The organism is Quadrisphaera setariae (genome assembly GCF_008041935.1).
Lineage (GTDB): Bacteria > Actinomycetota > Actinomycetes > Actinomycetales > Quadrisphaeraceae > Quadrisphaera > Quadrisphaera setariae.
This window is the reverse complement of record NZ_VKAC01000001.1, coordinates 525,266-543,520: the sequence shown is the minus strand read 5'-3', so window position 1 is coordinate 543,520 and position 18,255 is coordinate 525,266. Positions and strand designations below refer to the sequence as shown.

General features: G+C 77.7%; 16 protein-coding genes and 1 riboswitch. Of the genes, 6 read left to right on the top strand and 10 right to left on the bottom strand.

Features of this window, described 5'->3' with window-relative positions:
• Positions 1 to 83: 83 nt before the first annotated feature.
• Entirely contained in the window at positions 84 to 521 is a 438-nt protein-coding gene (locus FMM08_RS02390) for a metallopeptidase family protein (protein ID WP_255471954.1), read from the top strand.
• Positions 522 to 596: 75 nt separating this feature from the next.
• A complete protein-coding gene (locus FMM08_RS02385) occupies positions 597 to 1,523 on the top strand; it encodes a cytochrome c oxidase assembly protein (RefSeq protein ID WP_147924685.1) in 927 nt (308 codons plus the stop codon).
• On the opposite strand, the gene FMM08_RS02380 is transcribed toward FMM08_RS02385, so the two are convergent.
• The 6 genes from FMM08_RS02380 to cofD form a co-directional block, all read right to left on the bottom strand.
• Positions 1,510 to 3,231: a DUF5719 family protein gene (locus tag FMM08_RS02380; RefSeq protein ID WP_147924684.1), complete on the bottom strand. Its 1,722-nt coding sequence runs from the start codon at positions 3,229 to 3,231 to the stop codon at positions 1,510 to 1,512. The genes FMM08_RS02385 and FMM08_RS02380 overlap by 14 nt on opposite strands.
• Complete coding sequence (locus FMM08_RS02375; protein WP_147924683.1) at positions 3,228 to 6,686, bottom strand: glycosyltransferase; 3,459 nt, start codon at positions 6,684 to 6,686, stop codon at positions 3,228 to 3,230. The genes FMM08_RS02380 and FMM08_RS02375 overlap by 4 nt, the downstream gene beginning before the upstream one ends.
• Positions 6,687 to 6,844: 158 nt before the next feature.
• Complete coding sequence (locus FMM08_RS24215; RefSeq protein ID WP_186719591.1) at positions 6,845 to 7,099, bottom strand: WhiB family transcriptional regulator; 255 nt, start codon at positions 7,097 to 7,099, stop codon at positions 6,845 to 6,847.
• A gap of 646 nt (positions 7,100 to 7,745) precedes the next feature.
• Entirely contained in the window at positions 7,746 to 8,876 is a 1,131-nt protein-coding gene (gene cofE, locus FMM08_RS02355; protein WP_222710305.1) for a coenzyme F420-0:L-glutamate ligase, read from the bottom strand.
• Positions 8,873 to 9,286 carry a Fe-S oxidoreductase gene (locus FMM08_RS02350; protein WP_147924681.1) on the bottom strand — a complete coding sequence of 138 codons (414 nt, stop codon included), beginning with the start codon at positions 9,284 to 9,286 and terminating at the stop codon, positions 8,873 to 8,875. Before FMM08_RS02350 ends, cofE begins: the two co-directional genes overlap by 4 nt.
• Positions 9,283 to 10,332 (bottom strand): 2-phospho-L-lactate transferase, encoded by a 1,050-nt coding sequence (gene cofD, locus FMM08_RS02345; protein ID WP_222710347.1) that lies wholly within the window; start codon positions 10,330 to 10,332, stop codon positions 9,283 to 9,285. The genes FMM08_RS02350 and cofD overlap by 4 nt, the downstream gene beginning before the upstream one ends.
• 41 nt (positions 10,333 to 10,373) lie before the next feature.
• On the opposite strand from cofD, the gene FMM08_RS02340 reads away from it, so the two are divergent.
• Positions 10,374 to 11,303: an SDR family NAD(P)-dependent oxidoreductase gene (locus tag FMM08_RS02340; protein ID WP_147924680.1), complete on the top strand. Its 930-nt coding sequence runs from the start codon at positions 10,374 to 10,376 to the stop codon at positions 11,301 to 11,303.
• A 15-nt stretch (positions 11,304 to 11,318) separates the two neighbouring features.
• Here FMM08_RS02340 and FMM08_RS02335 read toward each other — a convergent pair whose 3' ends face one another.
• The 3 genes from FMM08_RS02335 to FMM08_RS02325 all read right to left on the bottom strand — a co-directional run bounded on the left by FMM08_RS02335 (position 11,319) and on the right by FMM08_RS02325 (position 15,071).
• Positions 11,319 to 13,409 carry a signal peptidase I gene (locus FMM08_RS02335; RefSeq protein ID WP_147924679.1) on the bottom strand — a complete coding sequence of 697 codons (2,091 nt, stop codon included), beginning with the start codon at positions 13,407 to 13,409 and terminating at the stop codon, positions 11,319 to 11,321.
• A 13-nt stretch (positions 13,410 to 13,422) separates the two neighbouring features.
• On the bottom strand, positions 13,423 to 13,803 hold the full coding sequence (locus FMM08_RS02330) for a hypothetical protein (protein WP_147924678.1): 381 nt from the start codon (positions 13,801 to 13,803) through the stop codon (positions 13,423 to 13,425).
• A 242-nt stretch (positions 13,804 to 14,045) separates the two neighbouring features.
• Positions 14,046 to 15,071 (bottom strand): DNA-3-methyladenine glycosylase family protein, encoded by a 1,026-nt coding sequence (locus FMM08_RS02325; RefSeq protein ID WP_222710304.1) that lies wholly within the window; start codon positions 15,069 to 15,071, stop codon positions 14,046 to 14,048.
• Positions 15,072 to 15,129: 58 nt separating this feature from the next.
• Here FMM08_RS02325 and FMM08_RS02320 point away from each other — a divergent pair, with 58 nt between their 5' ends.
• On the top strand, positions 15,130 to 15,813 hold the full coding sequence (locus FMM08_RS02320; RefSeq protein WP_147924677.1) for a TIGR03089 family protein: 684 nt from the start codon (positions 15,130 to 15,132) through the stop codon (positions 15,811 to 15,813).
• Here FMM08_RS02320 and FMM08_RS02315 read toward each other — a convergent pair.
• On the bottom strand, positions 15,797 to 16,111 hold the full coding sequence (locus FMM08_RS02315; protein ID WP_147924676.1) for a DMT family transporter: 315 nt from the start codon (positions 16,109 to 16,111) through the stop codon (positions 15,797 to 15,799). The two genes, FMM08_RS02320 and FMM08_RS02315, sit on opposite strands and share 17 nt — an antisense overlap.
• A 19-nt stretch (positions 16,112 to 16,130) precedes the next feature.
• Positions 16,131 to 16,196: riboswitch (guanidine-III (ykkC-III) riboswitch) on the bottom strand.
• Between the two features lie 63 nt (positions 16,197 to 16,259).
• Between FMM08_RS02315 and FMM08_RS02310 the strand changes: the two genes are divergently transcribed.
• On the top strand, positions 16,260 to 17,249 hold the full coding sequence (locus FMM08_RS02310; protein WP_147924675.1) for a GDP-mannose 4,6-dehydratase: 990 nt from the start codon (positions 16,260 to 16,262) through the stop codon (positions 17,247 to 17,249).
• The gene (locus FMM08_RS02305; protein ID WP_147924674.1) at positions 17,246 to 18,247 is read left to right on the top strand and encodes a GDP-mannose 4,6-dehydratase; all 1,002 of its coding nucleotides are present in this window, start codon (positions 17,246 to 17,248) and stop codon (positions 18,245 to 18,247) included. Before FMM08_RS02310 ends, FMM08_RS02305 begins: the two co-directional genes overlap by 4 nt.
• Positions 18,248 to 18,255: the final 8 nt, after the last annotated feature.

The following is an 18,255-nucleotide window of genomic DNA, read 5'->3' as shown; positions in this document are numbered from 1 at the left end:
GACTCGCCGTGTTCGCGTCGCCACGATCCCGGGCGCGTCGTGGGCCGCGGGTCCTGCCACCCGCCGGCGTCTAGGGTCGGGTGGTGCCCAGCGCCCACGGAGTCCGCCGTCGCCGCCGCGACCGCCACGGCCGCGGGCTGCGAGGTCCGCTCATGCCGCCGGAGCTGCCCGGCACGCGCACCCGCGCCGAGCGCTTCGACGACCTCGTCCTGGACGCCGTCGAGCGCCTCGAGCGCCGCTGGGCCGAGCCGATGGCCGCGGTGGAGTTCGCGGTGGAGGACGTCCCCCCGGGCGACTCCGCCGCGTGGGAGCGGCCCGAGGTGGCCCTCGGCCGCTTCTTCCCCGCCACGCGGACGCAGCGCGCGCGGATCGTGCTGTACCGCCGCCCGCTGGAGACCCGCAGCACCGACGAGGCGGACCTCGCCTCCCTCGTGCACGAGGTGGTGGTCGAGCAGGTCGCCGCGGCCACGGGCATGACCCCCGAGCAGGTGGACCCCCGCTACCGGGCCGACGACGACTGACCTCCCCCGCGCGCAGCCGCTGGCAGGGGCGCGGTCACAGGCGTCGCCCAGGCGCCGGCCCTAGCCTCCGCGCCCGTGGTGGAGCAGGTGGTGGTGGGCGCCGCAGCGACGGTGCCGGGCCCTCTGACCCCGTCCGCGGCGCTGGGCACGTGGACGGTCGACCCCGCCGCGGTCGCGGTGGCGGTGCTCCTGGTGGCCGGCCAGCTGTGGCTGGTGCGACGAGCGCGCAGCAGGGGCCACCGGTGGCCGTGGTGGCGCACAGCGGTGGGCGCCGTGCTGGGCCCGGGGGTGCTGCTCCTGGCCAGCTGCTCGTTCCTGGCCGTCTACCGCGAGGTGGCCTTCTGGCCCGGGGCGCTGGCCAGCGCGCTGCTGCTCGTCGTCGTCCCCGCGGGGATCGCCGTGGGCGACCCGCTGCGGCTGCTGCGCCTGGCCGGCGTGCTACCGCCCCGCCAGGACGACGACGCGGGCCGTCGGCTGACCCGGCGGGTGCTGGCGCTGCCGGTGGTCGGCGCGCTGGCGGGGGTGGCGCTGCAGCTGGCGCTGTTCCTCAGCCCGTGGTGGGCCGCCACGCTCCGCTCCGGACCGGTCAGGTCCGGAACGGGCCTGGCGCTGGTGGCGGTGGGGACGCTGTTCGCCCTGCCCGTCTTCGCCGCCGACGACGGCCCGGGCACCGGCGGCACCTCGGGCGCGGCGGGGCTGCGGGTGCTGCTCGCCTTCGTCGACGGGGTGGTCGACGCGGTGCCCGGCCTGGTGGTGGGCGTGAGCGGCGCCGCGGTGGCGGGCGGCTGGTACGTCGCGCACCGCCTCCCCGGGTCCATGACCGCCCCGCAGGACCAGCTGCTCGGCGGGACCCTGTCGGTGGTGGTGGCGGAGGTGGTGGCCGTGCCGCTGCTGCTCCTCGCGTGCCGCCGCTGGGCCCGCGCCGACGCGGCGCAGGCCGCCCGCGAGGACGCCCTGCTGGACGCCCTGGAACGCGGGGGTCCCGCGGTCACGGACCGGTGAGCACCACCGAGACCGACGACGGCGCGGCAGCGCCACCGCCCACGGGGGCGGCCGAGACGAGGTCTCCCCCACCACCGGCGGGTGCCGCGACGCGCGCGGTGAGCGCAGCGACCACCTGACCGGCGCCGTCGTCGTCCTTCCCGGGACCGGTGGAGGGCGCGACGGGGGTGAGGAGCAGCGCGACCGGGGTGCCGGTGGCGCCGGCGGCGCGGGCGAGGTCGTCGACGTCGGCGGCGGTGGTCGTGGAGGCGGGCAGCTCCACGCGCCGCGCCGGGCTGGTGCGGCCGTCGGCGCCGACGACGGCGACGTCGACCTGCGAGGGTCCGCGCGAGCTGAGCACCAGCCGCACGTCGGGGGTGGTCCCCGACCCACCCGCGCCCTGGCGGCCCTGCTTCGCGGCGGGCGGGAGCGCCACGAGGGTGGCCCCGGTCAGCGGCGGGGCCGCCGCGGTCCAGGCGAGGTCGCCGGGCTGGGTGCCGTCGGCGGAGGGGGCGGTGTCCGTGCGGACGCCGGCGAGCACGGGGCCGTCGGCCTCCACCGACAGCGCCACGCCGCCGGCCGGGAGGCCCGGCAGCGGCACGTCGACCACCGACTGCGGCGGCACGGCGGTGGCGGGTGCGGTGCCCGCGGGCACGCTGGACCCCGAGGCGCCGACCACGGCGAACCGCGCGACCACCGGGTCGGTGCCCGGGTTCGCCAGCCGCAGCACGGCCGGCTGGGTGCCGGTGGCCGCGACGCCGGGCACCACGAGGGAGGTGGCGGGAGCCGCCGCGGGGCCGACCACCTCGGTGCCGCCGGGCACGAGGCCGTGGAGGACCTGCTCGACCAGCCACGCGGCCACCGGCCCGGCGGAGGAGCGCACCTGCACCGCCAGCGGGGACCCGGCACCGCTCGCGCCGCCCCCCGAGGTGTCGGCGGTGCCCTCGAGGGCGCCCTCCAGCAGCACCGACCGCTGCTCGCCGGGGCCTAGGGACAGCCCCTGCAGGGAGGGCGGCTGCTGGGCGCCCTGCGCGGTGAGCACGGTGACGTCGACGGTGGTGGGGGTCTGGGCGACGTCGGCGAGCACGAGCCGGGTGGACCTGCCGGCCCCCGTGCCGCCGCCGACGAGCCACGACTGCTCCTGCGGCGCCGTGCACGCCGGTGTGGACAGCCCGCGCAGGTCGCCGGTGGCCGCCACCGACGTCGCGGCACCGGCGAGCAGCGGGGCGCGCCCGTCGACGGGGCCGGAGGACAGCGCCGCGGCGCTGCCGGCGGACGCGGCGGCGGCGTCGGCGTCGACCCGCTGGAGGTCGCCGAGGGTCGTCGCGGCAGCTGCGGGCGGAGCCCCTTCGCTCGAGCCGGGGCTCGCGCTGGGGGCCGGGTCGGCGTCGGTGGTCGGACGCTGCACCAGCGGCTGGCCGCTGAGCACCGGTGCGCCGCTCGCGACCACCAGCCCCACCGCGCCGCTCGTGACCGCGGGAGGTGTCCCGCGGCGGGCACCGGCCTCGCCGCCCGTGACGGGCACGGGTGCGCCCGGGCACACCAGCTGGGCGCCGGAGGCGGGCACGGGGACGCCCACGGCGCCCCCCCGACCGGTGGGGGCGGCGCCCGGGGCGCCTGCGGCTCCGCCGACGGGGGCCGCGACGGCGCCCAGCGCCAGGCCGCCGGCCACCAGGGCCGCGGCACCGAGGGCGCTGAGGGCCGCCGCGGCGCGCCCGGCGCGGCTCACGACCGCCTCCGTCCGCGCACCGGAACGGGCACCGCGACCATGGCGGTGAGCAGCAGCACCGCGCCCTGCAGCCAGTCCCAGACGAGGGTCGCGGGGGCGGAGCGGGTGATGACGAGGTGGCCGCCGGAGGCGGGGACCTCCACACCGAGGGCCCACCCGTCCACGGTCACCACGGGCAGCCGGCGGCCGTCCAGGCGGGCGGTCCAGCCCGGGTCGGAGCGCTCGGCGACGACGACGGTGCGGTCCTCCGCAGCCCCTCCCCCGGAGGCGGTGCCGATCGCGGGCACGCGGGCGTCGACGTCCTGGCCGTCGGAGGGCAGCGCCGCCAGCACGGTGCCGTCGGAGGCCACCAGGCGGGCGCGGGAGGGGCGGTCCGCGGCGGTGTCACCGGCGCCGCTCGCCGGGAGCACGCGGTAGAGGACGCCGGCGCCGGTGCTGCCCGCCCGCGACAGGCCCGCCACCGCGTCGAAGCGGGCGGTGGCGCGCTCGGGCACGGCCGCGGCCGTGGGCTCGAGGAGGACGTACCCGACGCCCAGCTGGGCGAGCGCGGTCCGCGGGTCGGTGGTGCCGGCCACGAGCAGGGCGGTGGCCGAGCGCAGGGCGGTGTCGGCAGCAGCACCCGACGTCGCGGTGCTGGCACCGGCCACGGGGCTGCCCTCGGCCGCGAGCTGGGCGACCACCGAGGTGCTGGCCAGCGTCAGCGGGCCGCGGCGCAGCAGCGCGGTGACGGTGCTGTCGGCGCCCTCGCCGCCGAAGCGCAGGTGCAGGGTGCTCACGGCGTCGGGCGAGCGGGCGGCGTCCAGGGCGACGGCCGGCACCTGGTCGGTGGCGCGGCTGACGGCCACGCCCGGCTGCGGTGCGGCCGCGCGCCCGTCCGCACCGGTCTGCTGCAGCGCCCACCCGGCCAGCAGCAGCGCCGGGCCCAGGAGGGCGGTGACGCCGGCCAGGGTCGCCCAGCGCACCCCGCGGCCAGCGCCGCGGCTGGTCCGGTGGGGGCGCCCGTCGTGGTCGGAGGGGTCGTCCCCGTCCTCGTCGAGGGGGTCGAGGGGGTCGAGGGGGTCGAGGGGCAGGTCGGGGGCCGTGGCCCGCAGCACGCGCGGCGCGCGCGCGAGGGCGGCGGCGCCCAGGCCGAGCAGCACCAGGCTCGCGGCGGGGCCGGACCACCCGCCGGCCGCCGCGGCGGCCACCCCGGCGAGCAGACCCGCTCCGGCGGTCCACCACCCGGCGCGGGCGACGCGCGCCCGGGGTCCCCGGGCAGCCGCCCCGACCAGGGCCAGCACCAGCGCCACGGCGCCGGGGAGCACGGGCAGCGCAGTGGCCGGCAGCGCGGCCCCGGCGCGGACGCCGAGGACGGCACCGGGATCGGCCAGGAGCAGCTGCCACGACGGCACGGCGGTCACCGCCAGCGGCAGCCCGGGGCCGAGGAGCAGAGCGCGGGGGTCGGCGAGCGCGGGAGCGAGCAGCGGACCGGTCACGGCCAGCGGCGCGAGGACCGCCCACAGCACCGCGCCCGGCCAGCGGCGGGCGGTGACGGCCACCACCGAGACTACCAGGAGCAGCGGGAGCAGGAGCAGCGGCGCCCCTGCCACGGCGAGGGCGCCCGCCATCCCGGCGAGGGCGCCGGCGGCCACGGCGGGACGGCGCGCCGCGGCCGTGGCGGTGCGGGCCAGGCCCACCGCCACCCAGGGCAGTGCGAGGTGGGCGACGAGCGCGCCGAGGCGGCCGGTGGTGGAGGCCGCCAGCAGCGGCGCGGCGCACGCCCAGGTCAGCGCCGCGGCGGCGCGCAGCAGGCCGGAGCGCGTGGCGGTGCCCGCGGCGACCCACCCGCTGAGGGCGGCCAGCGGCAGGGCCAGGAGCAGCAGGGCCACCACCGCCAGGTGCGGCGACCCGCCCACCGGCAGGCTCAGCACCGCCAGCGCGGACAGCCACGGGTCGGCGGGGGCCGGGGTGCCGAGGCCGAGGGGCTGCCAGTCGGAGCGGGCGGCGGCCCACAGGTCGCCCAGGCCGGGCGCGGCGGCCAGGGCGCCGCCGGTGACCTGCGCGCCGGGTGCGAGGGCCCCCAGCAGGGGGTGCAGGACCACCGCACCTGCCACGAGCAGCGCCACCAGCAGCGGGACGAGCACGCCGAGGCCGCGGCGCGCCGGCTCGGCGTCGTCCCCGGCGAGCAGGGGGGCGTCGGACGCCTCCCGCGGGACGGGAACCGACGGCAGCCGGACCACCGGCACGCCGGACGGCGGTGTGGTGGCGGCGGCCAGCGCCCGCGCGGCGACCACGGGCAGCACGCCGGTGGCCGGGGCGATGCCCGTGCGGGCCCAGCGGTCGCGGTGCCAGCGCACCACCTCCCGGCGCGGCACGAGGAGGGGCTTGAGCGAGCTGCGGGGGCGCACCGCGGTGAGGGCGGCCGCGCGGCGGGCGGCGAGCACCCGGTCGGGACGTCCCAGCGCCGCGAGCACGGCCGTGAGCTCGCCGCCGGCGCTGCTGGGCTGCTTGGCCGCCACCCGCACGAGCAGGCGCGCGAGCCCGCCCAGCAGCACGGCCAGCGCCACCAGCGGCAGCGCGAGGGGCGCGGCGGCCACGAGGCGGGCGTGGGCCTCGTGGCGGCGCTCGGTCCAGCGGACGGACTGCGCGGCGCGGGTGGAGCGGGCTCCCGAGCGCGTCGCGTCGACGTGGCGCACCACGGCGCTGGGGACGACGACCACGCGCGAACCCGCGAGCCGCGCGCGGCGGCACAGGTCGAGGTCCTCGCCGAGCACGGGCAGGCCGGGGTCTCCCCCGAGGCGCTCGAGCAGGTCGCGGCGCACCAGCACGCCGGCGCTGGACACGGCGAGGACGTCGTCGCGGTGGTCGCGCTGGCCCTGGTCGCGGTCGCCGTGCTCCACACCGGTCAGGCGCCGGCCCATGGCGGACGTGCTGAAGCCCACCTGGTGGAGCAGGCCCTCGTCGTGCCAGTCGACGACCTTGCAGCCGGCGACGCCGACCGAGGGCGCCACCTCCACCGCGGCGAGCAGCTGCTCGAGCGCGTCGGGGGCGGGGGCGCAGTCGTCGTGGAGCAGCCACACCCAGCGCAGCGGTGCGGGCGCGCTCGTGTGCTGGCGCGGCGCCGGGGCGCCGGACGACGGACCGGAGGCGCTGGTCGCCGGGCCGGCGACGAGGGCGTCGGCGTCGGTGGCGGCGAGCGCGGCGCGCGCGGCGTCCATCAGGCCGGCGCGGCGGCGCAGCGGCAGCACACCCACGACCGGTGGTCCGCCGAGGGCGCGCGACCGGCGCGCGTGCGCCCCCAGCAGCGCGGCGCTGCCGTCGGTGGACGCGGCGTCCAGGAGGACGACGCGGTCGGGGGTGCGGGTCTGCGCGTCGAGCGCCGACAGCGCGTCCGGCAGCCAGCGCTCGCCGTCGCAGGCGAGCACCACGACGTCGACGTGGGCCACCAGCGCGCCGTCACCGCGCTCGCGCGGCACCTGCCGCAGGCGCCCGGTGTGCGCCGGGAGCTCCCCGGCGCCGCGCTCGCGGCTGACGAGCCGCTCACCGCTGGCGGTGGCGGTGGCGCCGCGCTCCGCCGCACCCCGGCGGGCGTGCCGGGGCTGCGGCGACAGGGGCGCCGAGGAGGGGCTGGGGCTCAGACCGCGCGGCGCTTGACGCGGCGCCGCTCGCGCTCGGAGAGCCCGCCCCAGATGCCGAAGCGCTCGTCGTTGGCCAGCGCGTACTCGAGGCACGGGACGCGCACCTCGCAGCTCATGCAGACGCGCTTGGCCTCACGGGTCGAGCCGCCCTTCTCGGGGAAGAAGCTCTCGGGGTCGGTCTGCGCGCACAGGGCGCGCTCCTGCCAGTCGACGGCGTCGTCGGCGTCGCCCTCGCCGAGCAGCAGCTCCAGGGCCGGGTCGCCGTCGGTGAGCTCCTCGTCCTCGGCGTCGTCGTCGACGTCGGACAGGTCGTCCAGCACGGCCTCGAGCTCGGTGTCGAGCTCCTCCAGCGAGGGGCCGGTGAGCGCCTCGAACGAGCTGCGCGGCGCGATGACGCCGGCACTCGCAGCAGCGACGACGGGCAGTGAGCCCGTCTCGGTGGGGAGGGCCGTCCGCGGTCGCGGAAGGCCGAGGGAGACGGTGGTGCTCTCGCTCATCTCGACTCCTTGGATCAGTCTCAGCGAGCCCCGCGGAGGAGCTCCCACCGGGTGAGGCGGTGACTGAATTACATACGTGCGACTACTCCGCGTGCAGGCGAAACGCAGGAAGCCGCGTCACGTGTTTGTCAGCCCTGGCGTGTCGCGCCCTGCGCGCCGCGGGGCAGAACGGACACCGCTGGACACTCCGGGCCCGATCCGGGCCCGATCGGCGCCCGGGACGGACCGGACGGATCGGACCAGTGGCGCCACGGGGGGACGATCGCGCGCTCCTGACCAGCACCGATGCCCCATTGGTCACAGGCGTACCACCTGTCACACCCGCCACGGCGCCACGTCCAGCAGAGGGTGGCACCGACCACCGACACCCCGTCACCCAGCGCGACCACCGCCTGGTCGCTCAGGAGCGCTCGCGCGCCCGCAGCTGGACGGCCACCGCGACGTCGACGACCTCCACGCCGTCGACCGACCGCACCGCACCAGGAGCCACGTCCGCCTCCAGGCGCTCGGCCCACAGGGCCGCGCGCAGGCGCTCCACCGCTGCGCCGACGTCGTAGGCGGGCCCGCTGACCGCGAGCACGTCGCCGTCCGCCGAGACGGCGGCCTCACCGAGGCCGCGCCCGGCGGCCGCCACGTCCACGGCCCGCGCCACCCGCTCGCGCACCGGACCGCCGGGGGCGATGGGCGGGGGCGCCACCTCGCGCTCGGCGAGCCCGAGCGCAGCGCGCACCGCCTCGACGTGCCCGAAGGCGAACCAGTCGGCAGGTCCTGTGCGGACGAGCCGGGCGGCGCCGTCGCCGTCGTCGTCGGCGACGTGCGCCCCCAGCCCGCGCACCACGGCCACGGGCGTGCCGGCGGCCTTGCCCTTGACGAGGTCCGCGAGCGCGGCGACCTCGTCGGCCACGCCGCGCACGGTGACCTCCATGACGCGGCCGGACCTGTCGAGGCGCCCCCGGGCGTCGTCGAGGACCTCCAGGCCCGCGGCGCCGAGGGCGAAGTCGGTGACGCCGTCGCGCCACGGCCGCCCGCTGGTGTCGCTGACCACCACGGCCGGGGCTCTCCCGCCGAGGGCGGGCTCGAGCAGCGCCCGCAGGCGGGTCCTCAGGGCGCGCGCGGAGGCGTCGGGGTCGGCGGGGAGCAGCAGCACCGTGCCCTCGGCGACGTCGGAGGCGTCGATGCCCGCGGCCGCCATCACCGGCCCGGACCGCGACTGCACCACCCGCGTGGTGCGCCCGTCCGGCAGGCCCCGCTCCGCCACGAGCCGCACGGACTCCCGGTCGAGGGCGCGCTCTCGCATCGCCGCCGGGATGCTCCGCCCCTCCGCCTTGGCGACCACCTTGCTGGCGACGACGACGACGTCCTCGGCCCCCAGCGCGATCCCCGCTGCGGCGCAGGCGCGGGCGAGCAGGCCGGCGAGGTCGTCGCTCGGGCCGACCTCGGGCAGCCCGGGAACGGACAGCGCCACCACCTCGCCGGGCGGCAGCGGCGGGGTGCTCGCGCTGGACGGCGGGCCGGGGTGGGGCGTGCTCATGCGTAGCCTCCGTCGCGCAGACCGGCTGCGGCCTCGAAGCGGTTGCGGGCGGGGTCGCCGCCGGCGCGCAGCTCGGCCAGGCCGTACAGCAGCGGCAGGAGCAGTCCCCAGCGCTGCCACTGCAGCACGTGGACGGCCTCGTGGCGCAGCCGGTCGTCGGCGCACGTGCGGGGGTGGGGGCCCGTGACGTAGGTGGTGCCGTACGTGGTGCCGCCGCGGGCGTAGGTGCGGCCGCGGGCGCCGGAGCACACCCGCACCCTCACCAGCTCGCCGTCGCGGGCGCCGGGCACGCCCGGCACCTCGACCGTGCGGCAGCTGGCGCCGTCAGCGCGGGCGAGCGCCGCGGCGAGCAGCCCCACGCCTTCGGCCACCACCCGCCCCACCACCGTGATCATGGTCGGGGGGGTCATGCGGCGCTCCGCCTCGGGCGGCGACCGGTGGCCAGGGCGGCGTCGAGGGCGGCTCCGGCGAGGTCGGCGGCGGCCTGCGGCGAGCTCATGAGCAGCGGCCGGGCGAGCACCCGCCCCCTGCCGGGCGCGGCTCCCGGGACGCTGGTGCCGTGCAGAGCGCCGTCGGCGTCGTCGTCCACGAGCCAGGTGTCGAGCAGGTCGGCGTGCAGGCCGGCCACGCCCAGGGCGGACGTCTCCGCGCCGATCGCGCTCAGGCACGCGTCGGCCATGCCCCGCACCGCCTTCCCGCCGAGGATCGGCGAGACGCCGACGACGGGTGCTCCCCCGTCGCGCAGCGCCTCCCTCACGCCGGGCACCCCGAGCACCGTGCCGATGCTCACCACGGGGTTGGACGGCGGCAGGAGCACCGCGTCGGCGTCGCGCAGCGCCTCCAGCACGCCCGGCGCGGGCGACGCGGCGTCGACGCCCACCTGCGAGAAGCCCGTGGCGGGCACCGAGGCCCGCAGCCGCACCCACCACTCCTGGAAGTGCACGGTCCGGCCGTCGGTCAGGTGGACGTGCGTCTCGACGTCGTCGTCGCTCATGGGGAGCAGCCGCACGGTCGGCCCACCGGGCAGCCCACCGGCGGGCACCCCGCCGGGCAGCCACCGCTGGCACAGGCGCTCCACCACCGCCGACAGGGGCAGTCCCTCGCGCAGCAGCTGGGTGCGGAAGACGTGCGTGCCGAGGTCGCGGTCTCCGAGCGTGAACCAGTCCGGGCCCGTGCCGTAGGCGGCGAGCTCTGACGAGACGACGCGGCTCTCGTCGCGCCGGCCCCAGCCCTGCTCCTCGTGGACGGCGCCGCCGAGGGTGTACATGACCGTGTCGAGGTCGGGCGTGATGCGCAGGCCGTGCATCGTGGTGTCGTCGCCGGTGTTGACGACGGCGGTCACGCGGGCGCTGCGGCGGTCGGGGTCGGGCGAGGCCGCGAGGTGGGCGAGCAGCCCGCGCAGGAAGCGCGCACCGCCCACGCCCCCGGCGATGGCCGAGATGTGCACGTCGTCCATCTTCACACCGGCTCCAGAGCCGGTCTGGCCCGCTCTGGCCGATGAGCGGCCCCTCGGCCAGCATGGTCGGGGTGCGCCTCCCCCAGCTGCCGCTCGGTGACCTCGCAGACCGCCTCTCGGACCAGATCGCCAGCCGACTGGCCGGACGCGACGGCGACCCGGCGGCCGGCCCCGCCGCCCCGCCCGCGCTGCCGGTCCGCCCGCCGCACGAGCCGAAGCGCGTGGTGCTGCTCGGCGGCACCTCCGACATCGGCCTCGCCCTGGTGCGCCGCCTCGGGCGCGACCGCGCGCTGGACGTGGTGCTCGCCGGACGTCCCGGCCCGCGGCTGTCCGAGGCGGTGACGGCCCTGGTCGCCGAGGGGCACGCGGCGCGGGCCGTGCCGCTGGACGCCCGCGCACCGTCCACGTGGTCACCCGCGCTCGCGGAGGCGTTCGGGTCCCGCGGAGTGGCCGGCGGCGTGCCGGTCGGTCCCGTCGACGTCGTCGTCCTGGCGGTGGGGGTGCTGCCTGACGGCAAGCGCTCCTGGCAGGACCCGACCGCTGCGGCCGACCTCGTGCAGGTCAACACGGCGGCGCCGGTGGCGCTGGCCGCCGAGGCGGCGCAGCGGTTGAAGACCCAGCGCGGCGGCACGCTCGTGGTGCTCTCCAGCGCCGCGGCGGTGCGGGCGCGCTCCACCGACTTCGCCTACGGGGCCAGCAAGGCCGGGCTCGACGCCTTCGCCTCAGGGCTGCGGGAGGCCGTCCGCGGTGACGGCGTGCGCGTGGTGGTGGTGCGCCCGGGCTTCGTGCGGACGCGGATGACGGCGGGACGGTCCGCCTGGCTGGCGACCACCAAGGAGGCCGTCGCCGACCTCACCGCGCAGGGCCTGGAGGACGAGCGCGACGTCGTGTGGGCGCCGCCGGGAGCGCAGGCCGTGACCGAGGTGCTGCGGTGGGCGCCGCCGCGGCTGCTGCGCCGCCTGCGCCTCTGAGGCGGCTCCTCGCGGTCAGCGCCGGGCGTGCGAAGGACCCGGCGGGAGCTCCCGCCGGGTCGAGCCGAGCTGACCTGTCCTCTGACCAGCTCCGTCACCGGAGCGCGCGCGCCGCGCCGGTCCTCGCGCCGCTGGCCCGAGGCGGGCGAACGGATCGGGGTCCACGAGGCGGCTGAAGGCGTCGGGCTGGAGGAGCTCCGCGAAGGTCGGCTCGTCGGGGTCGGGTTCGCGCTGGGCCGCCAGCGCCGCGCGCGCCGCGCGGCGCGGTGACAGGGGGGCCGGAGCGGCCTGGGGGTCGGGAGTGCTCCAGTGCTCGGGAGCGTCCGGCCGGGTCGTCGCCGCGAAGGGCGACGACGACGGCGACGCTCCGCACGGCTCGTCCCAGGGCATCGGTCCCGCCCCGTCCGCGTGGTGGAGCACGTGGTCGAGGAGGAACCCCTCGTCCGAGACGACCTCGCCGTCGTGCTCCGACCAGGTGTAGGTGGTGCCCTCCACGACGACGGCGAAGACCGCCGCCCCGTGGTCGCGGCGGTGCAGCACCGGGAGCTCGTGGGCGCGGGCGAGGCGCTCCAGCGCCTCGGGCGAGATGACCTCGACGGCGGCGTCCGCGCCGGGGATCTCGACGACGGGCACGAGCAGGTCGGCGAGGCACGCGGCCACGCGCTCGGTCTCGGTGCTGCGCGCGTCGGCGTGTGCGGCGCGGGAACGGGCGAGCGCAGTGACGAGCGCCAGCACGAGGCCACCGAGAGCCGCGAGGACGAGCAGGACGACGGCGGCGACGCGCACCGGCTGCACGGGCAGCTCCATCCCCACCACGGAGACGGCACCGGGTGAGGTGACGGTCCGCGTCTGCGGCACCTTGGCGGTGGCCACAAGCTCGGCGTCCGCGCTGGAGAGGCCGACCTGGGCGTCGCTCACGGTCAGCGGCATGGTGGCGACGAGCGGGCCACCGGCCGTCGGGTCTGAGGCGTGGTCAGCGTCGGCTGGGGTGATCGTGGCCGTCAGCGTCACCGCCAGCGGCTGGGGGTCGAGCTTGGTGATGGCGGCGGCGGCCGCGGAGCGCGCGAGGAACGCGTCGAGGTCGAGCAGCTCCTGCAGGTCCGCCGACCCGCCGCTGTAGCGGAGACCGGTGGCGACGGGCACCGTCGTCGTCCACCCTCCCGGGCTGGACAGGAGGGCGGTGAGGTCGATGCTGCCCGCTTCGCCGTCGGCGCCGCGGTAGACGAGGTCGGCGTGGACGCCGGTGGCCACCGCGCGGAAGACCGGGGTGGGGGAGGTGACGACGGAGCCGTCGTAGACGGGTGAGCGGCGCACGTCCGCGGCGTAGGAGAACGTCGCCGTGCGCACGAGGTCCGCTGCGGGCTGGGTGGTGGTGGTGTCGGGCGGCGTCGTCCAGCCGCTGACCCCGAGCCCGAGACCGGCGGCCCCGAGCACCAGGACGACCCCGAGGGCGATGGGGTTCGCGCCCGGGGTGGGGACGGCGGTGCTCGACCGGGTCGGGGGTCCCGCCCGGGAGCCCCAGCGGTCGGAGCCGGGAGGGTTGGTGTGCGCGCCGACGCGGAGCTGGGAACGGGCCGCGGGCGCCAGGGGCTGCCCGGCGCGCCGCGCCCTGGCGCCGCGGGCTCGGCTGGCGCCACGACCGACGCTGGCAGCAGCCCCGCCGCCGAGGGACAGCAGGAGGGGCACCCCGACGAGGAGGGCGATGCCCCAGGGGCTTCCCGCGCGCTGCACCCAGACGCCCGCGCCGGCCAGGTGGAGGACGGCGCGGCCGAGGACCCGGTCGGGATGGGTGACGCCCGGGTCCGGGTTCGGGTTGTTGTCGCCCTGGGTGACGAACCCCCCGTCGCCGGCGGAGATGACGCGGTGGAGCACGCGGGTCTTGCTGGCGTCGGTGCCGTCGTGGTCGAAGGCGATGATGTCGCCGACCCGGTAGTGGTCCTCCCGCCACACGGCCACCAGGTCTCCCTGGTGGTAGAGGGGCTGCATGCTGACGCCGTGGGTGACCACGAGCTTCATCTGCCCCAGGAGCACGGGCAGCACGACCGCCGCCGCCACGACCACCGCGAGGGCGGTCGCGGCGGCGGCGAGGCGCTGCCGTGCGGTCACAGGACCAAGGGGATCAGGCGACGGTCAGCTTGATGGAGACGAGCGACGCCAGGGTGACGGCGGTGCCGCTGGTGCCCTTGGAGCAGGTCGAGGAGGTGACCGTGCTCGCCGTGGCCACCGCCGTGCACGTCCAGTCCGTCACGCCCGAGCTGGAGCCGTCGTTGAGGGTGATGGTCGGGGTCTTGCCCACGGCGTTGGTGTCGGAGAAGACGAACTTGGCAGCGGTCAGCTCGTCACCAGCGGTGTTCTTCGTGTACTCGATGGAGCTGACCTCGGTGCCGGAGATGGTCACCTGCTGGCTGCCGCCGATGAACCCCGTCGCACCGGTCGCGAAGGTGAGTCCTCCCGCCGTGAACGCGCTGCTGGCGGTCAGCGCCAGGGCAGCGCCCGACACGCCTAGGACGATGGCGGTTTTCCTGCGCATGGCTTCCTCCGTGATGCCTTCGACGGGTGGTCTACGAAGAACGCATCGACGGAGGGCGTCGTCCGCTTGACGGGCGATGTGATCTCGTCCCCCGTTCGCCACAGGGATTCGGGACGGCGATCGCCCGGACGGCAGAGCCCAGCACCGCCAGCTCCGCCAGATCCGCAGGTCAGCGCGGTTCGACGACCCAGCGGGCGTGGGTCAGGGGTGGTTCACGACCTCATGCCGGTGGCCACCGGCACGTGGGTGGGCAGCGTCATCCGCGCCGCACGGCGGGGCCTGGCGATGCCGTCGAGCTCCAGCAGCCGCTGCACCCGGTAGCGGTGCCCGCGGTAGCACTCGATGACCTCGGCGCAGCCGGCGTCGTCCAGCACCTGGCCGGTCAGGGCGTAGGAGACGTTCTTGGCCACGTGGTAGTCGGCGAAGGAGAAGGCGTCGGGGTCTCCGTGGGCGCGGTGGCGCACCTCGGCCGCCGTCCACACGCCCACCCCCGGCAGCGTCCGCAGGGCCGGCTCGACGCGCTCGGGCGGCAGGAGCACGGTGCGCTCCAGCGCGGGCGCGCACCGCGAGGCGCCGACCACCACGCGGCGGCGGCGCTCCTCCACGCCCGCGCGCAGCCACTCCCAGCTGGGGATCGCGGCCCACTCCCGTGCTGTCGGGGGCACGCGCATGCCCTCGGCGGGGCCTCCGGGCGCCGACGGCCCGACCGGCCCGGCGTCGTGGAGGCCTCCGGGCGCCACCTCCCCGAAGCGGCGCAGCAGGTCGCGCCACGCGCGGTGCGCCTCCACGCCGGTCACCACCTGCTCGATGGCGGCGCCGGCCAGCGCCTCGAAGACGGCGCGGGTGCGCGGCACGCGCACGCCCCGGTGGCGGCGCCACGCGGAGACCAGCGCGGCGTGCTCGGCGCGGGGGACGAACGCGCTGCCGTCCTGGTCCTCCCCGAGCAGCTCGGGCACGCCCGCCACCGCGCAGTCGGCGCCCGCGCCCCACGCCGCGGCCCGCACCGCTCCGTGCGGACCGCCACTGGGCAGGTGCTGCAGGCTCATCAGCGCAGTGCCCGCAGGGGTCCGCGTGGCCCACCACCACGTGGCCCACGGCCCGACGCCCACGCGGCGCACCGCGGGGTCCCCGCCGCCGCGGCGCAGCGGCCCGAGCGTGGCGGACAGGTCGAGCGGCTGCCGCAGCACGAGCGTGCGCTGCGCCGCCGGAGCAGCCCCCGCTCCCCCCGCCCGGTCCACGCGTCCATCCTGCGGCCTGCGCGAGGCGCCGCGGAACCCTGCGCCTACCGTCGTCGTCGTGAGCTCCCCCGCCGACAGCACCACCCGCGTCGACGTCGCCCGCCTCCTGGCCGGCCTGCGCTCCCAGGACTCGGGCCGCCCCCGCGTCACCTGGTACGGCGCTGACGGCGAGCGCGTGGAGCTGTCGGCGCGCGTGCTGGAGAACTGGGTGGCCAAGACCGCCAACCTGCTCGTGGAGGAGCTGGACGTCGAGGTCGGCGACCCCGTGCTCCTGGCGCTGCCCGCGCACTGGCGGACGGTGGCCTGGCGGCTCGCGCTGGGCGCGGTCGGCGCGGAGCCGGTGGAGCAGGACGACGACGCGCGCGTCGCGGTGGTCGCCGACGGAGCCGACCCGGCCGCCAGCGAGGGTGCGGAGCAGGTGGTGGTGCAGGCGCTGGGGGCGCTGGCGCTGCGCGCCTCGTCCGTGCCGGCGGGGGCGCTGGACTCGGCCGCGGTGGTGGCCGGGTTCGGTGACGCCCTGCCCTTCGTGCTGGACGCCCCGGGCCTGGAGGTGGCGGACCCGGCCGCGCCGGGCGCCCGCGTGCTCGTCGACGTGCGCGAGCTGGGCGACGCTGCCGCGCTCGACGCGGTGCTGTCGGCGCTCGCCGGCGGCGGCAGCGCGGTGCTGCTGGGCCCCGGCGCCCCCGACGCTGACCGCGTGGCCGCCCAGGAGGGCGCCACCGCGGTCAGTGGACGAGCTTGAGGCCCACCACGCCGCCGACGATCATCGCCAGGAACACCACCTTGAGCACGGAGACCGGCTCGGTGCCGGTGGCCATCGCGTACGCGACCGTGAGCGTCGCGCCGATGCCCACCCACACCGCGTAGGACGTGCCGACGGGCAGCTCGCGCATCGCGTAGGCCAGGCCGGCCATGCTCGCGAGGATCACGACGGCGAAGACGACGGTCGGGCCGGGCCGGGTGAAGCCCTCCGACCGGCCCAGGGCGGTGGCCCAGACGGCCTCCAGCACACCGGACAGGACGAGCACGAGCCAGGACACGGGTGACCTCCCAGTCGACAGCACGGCCGTCTTGTCGCTGTCCGGGTACGGCACCCTCGTCCGGGGGCCCGGTCAGGGGCCCGGTCCCAGGGTGGCACAGCCGAGCACTCCGAGGACGACGTCGAGGACCGTCCCCTAGGGTCGGCGCATGGCCAAGCGCGCGCTGATCACCGGAGTCACCGGCCAGGACGGTCTGTACCTGTCCGAGCTGCTGCTGTCCAAGGGCTATGAGGTGTACGGCCTGGTCCGCGGGCAGAACAACCCCAAGCTGCCGCTGCTGGCCCGCGAGGTCCCCGGCGTCAAGGTCCTCACCGGCGACCTCATGGACCTGTCCTCCCTGATCAGGGCCCTCAACATCGCCCGGCCCGACGAGTTCTACAACCTCGGTGCCATCTCCTTCGTGGCCTACTCCTGGGAGAACGCCGACCTCACCGCCGAGGTCACCGGCAAGGGGGTGCTCAACGCCCTGGAAGCCGTCCGCCTCTACTCCGGCGACGACATGACCAAGGTCCGCTTCTACCAGGCCTCCTCCTCGGAGATGTACGGCAAGGTCCAGGCCGTGCCCCAGAAGGAGGACACCCTGCTGTGGCCCCGCTCCCCCTACGGCGTGGCCAAGGTCTTCGGCCACTACATGACCATCAACTACCGCGAGTCCTACGGCATGCACGCCTCCTCGGGGATCCTGTTCAACCACGAGAGCCCCCGGCGCGGCCCGGAGTTCGTCACCCGCAAGGTCACCCAGGCCGTCGCCCGCATCAGCCTGGGCCTGCAGGATGAACTCGTGCTGGGCAACCTCGACGCCCGCCGCGACTGGGGCTTCGCCGGGGACTACGTCGAGGCGATGTGGCGGATGCTGCAGCAGGACACCGCCGACGACTACGTCGTGGCCACCGGGGAGACCCACGCCATCAGCGAGCTGCTCGACGTCGCCTTCGCCCACGTCGGCATCAGCGACTGGTCCGGCTACGTCCGCCAGGACCCGGCCTTCATGCGCCCGGCCGAGGTCGACCTGCTCATCGGCGACCCGACCAAGGCCAAGACCCAGCTCGGCTGGGAGCTGAAGGTCGGCTTCACCGAGCTGGTGCAGATGATGGTCGACTCCGACCTCGCCGAGCAGAAGGCGCTCGCCGGCAAGTGAGCGAGCAGACGGCCCCTCCGGCTGCCGCGCGCCGGGTCGCGCTGGTCACCGGGCTCACCGGGCAGGACGGCGGCTACCTCGCCGAGCTGCTCGCCGCCGAAGGCACGCTCGTCCACGGGGTGCGGCGCGGCAGCGGTCCGCTGCCGCCCCACCTGGAGGCGCTCGGCGACCGCCTCGTCGTCCACACGATCGACCTGCTCGACCCGGGCGCGGCCGACGCGCTGGTGCGTGACGTGCGCCCCGACGAGGTCTACAACCTCGCGGCGGAGAGCTCGGTGGCGCGCTCGTGGGAGGAGCCGGTGGAGACGGCCCTCCTCAACGCCGTGCTCCCGGCGGCGCTCCTGCACGCGGCGGAGCAGACCACGAGCTCCAGCGGAGGCCAGGTCCGCGTGCTCCAGGCGTCCAGCGCCGAGGTCTACGCGGGTTCGGGGGTGACCCCGCAGGACGAGTCGACGCCGGTGGTGCCGACCAACCCCTACGGCGCCGCCAAGGCCTACGCCCACCACCTCGTGCAGGCGCACCGGGCGGGCGGCGCCTTCGCGGTGAACGCCGTGCTCTACCCGCACGAGTCGCCGCGGCGCCCCGCGCGCTTCGTGACCCGCAAGATCACGTCGACGGTGGCGGCGATCGCCCGCGGCCGCGCCGACGAGCTGGTGCTCGGCAACACCGCCGCCCGCCGCGACTGGGGCTGGGCCCCCGACACGGTGCGCGCGATGGTGGCGGCGCTGCGGCACACCGAGCCGCTCGACCTCGTGGTGGCCACGGGCACGTCGCACTCCGTGGAGGAGTTCGTGGCGGCCGCGTTCGCGCGGGCCGGGGTGGCCGAGTGGCTGCACCTGGTGCGCACCGACCCGGCGTTCGTGCGCCCCAACGACGCCGCGGACCTGGTGGGCGACCCGACCCTCGCCCGCGAGGCGCTGGGATGGGCCCCGACGGTGCCGTTCGCCGACGTCGTCGGCGCCATGGTCGACGCGGACCTGGCGCTCCTCGACGCCTGACCCCTCGG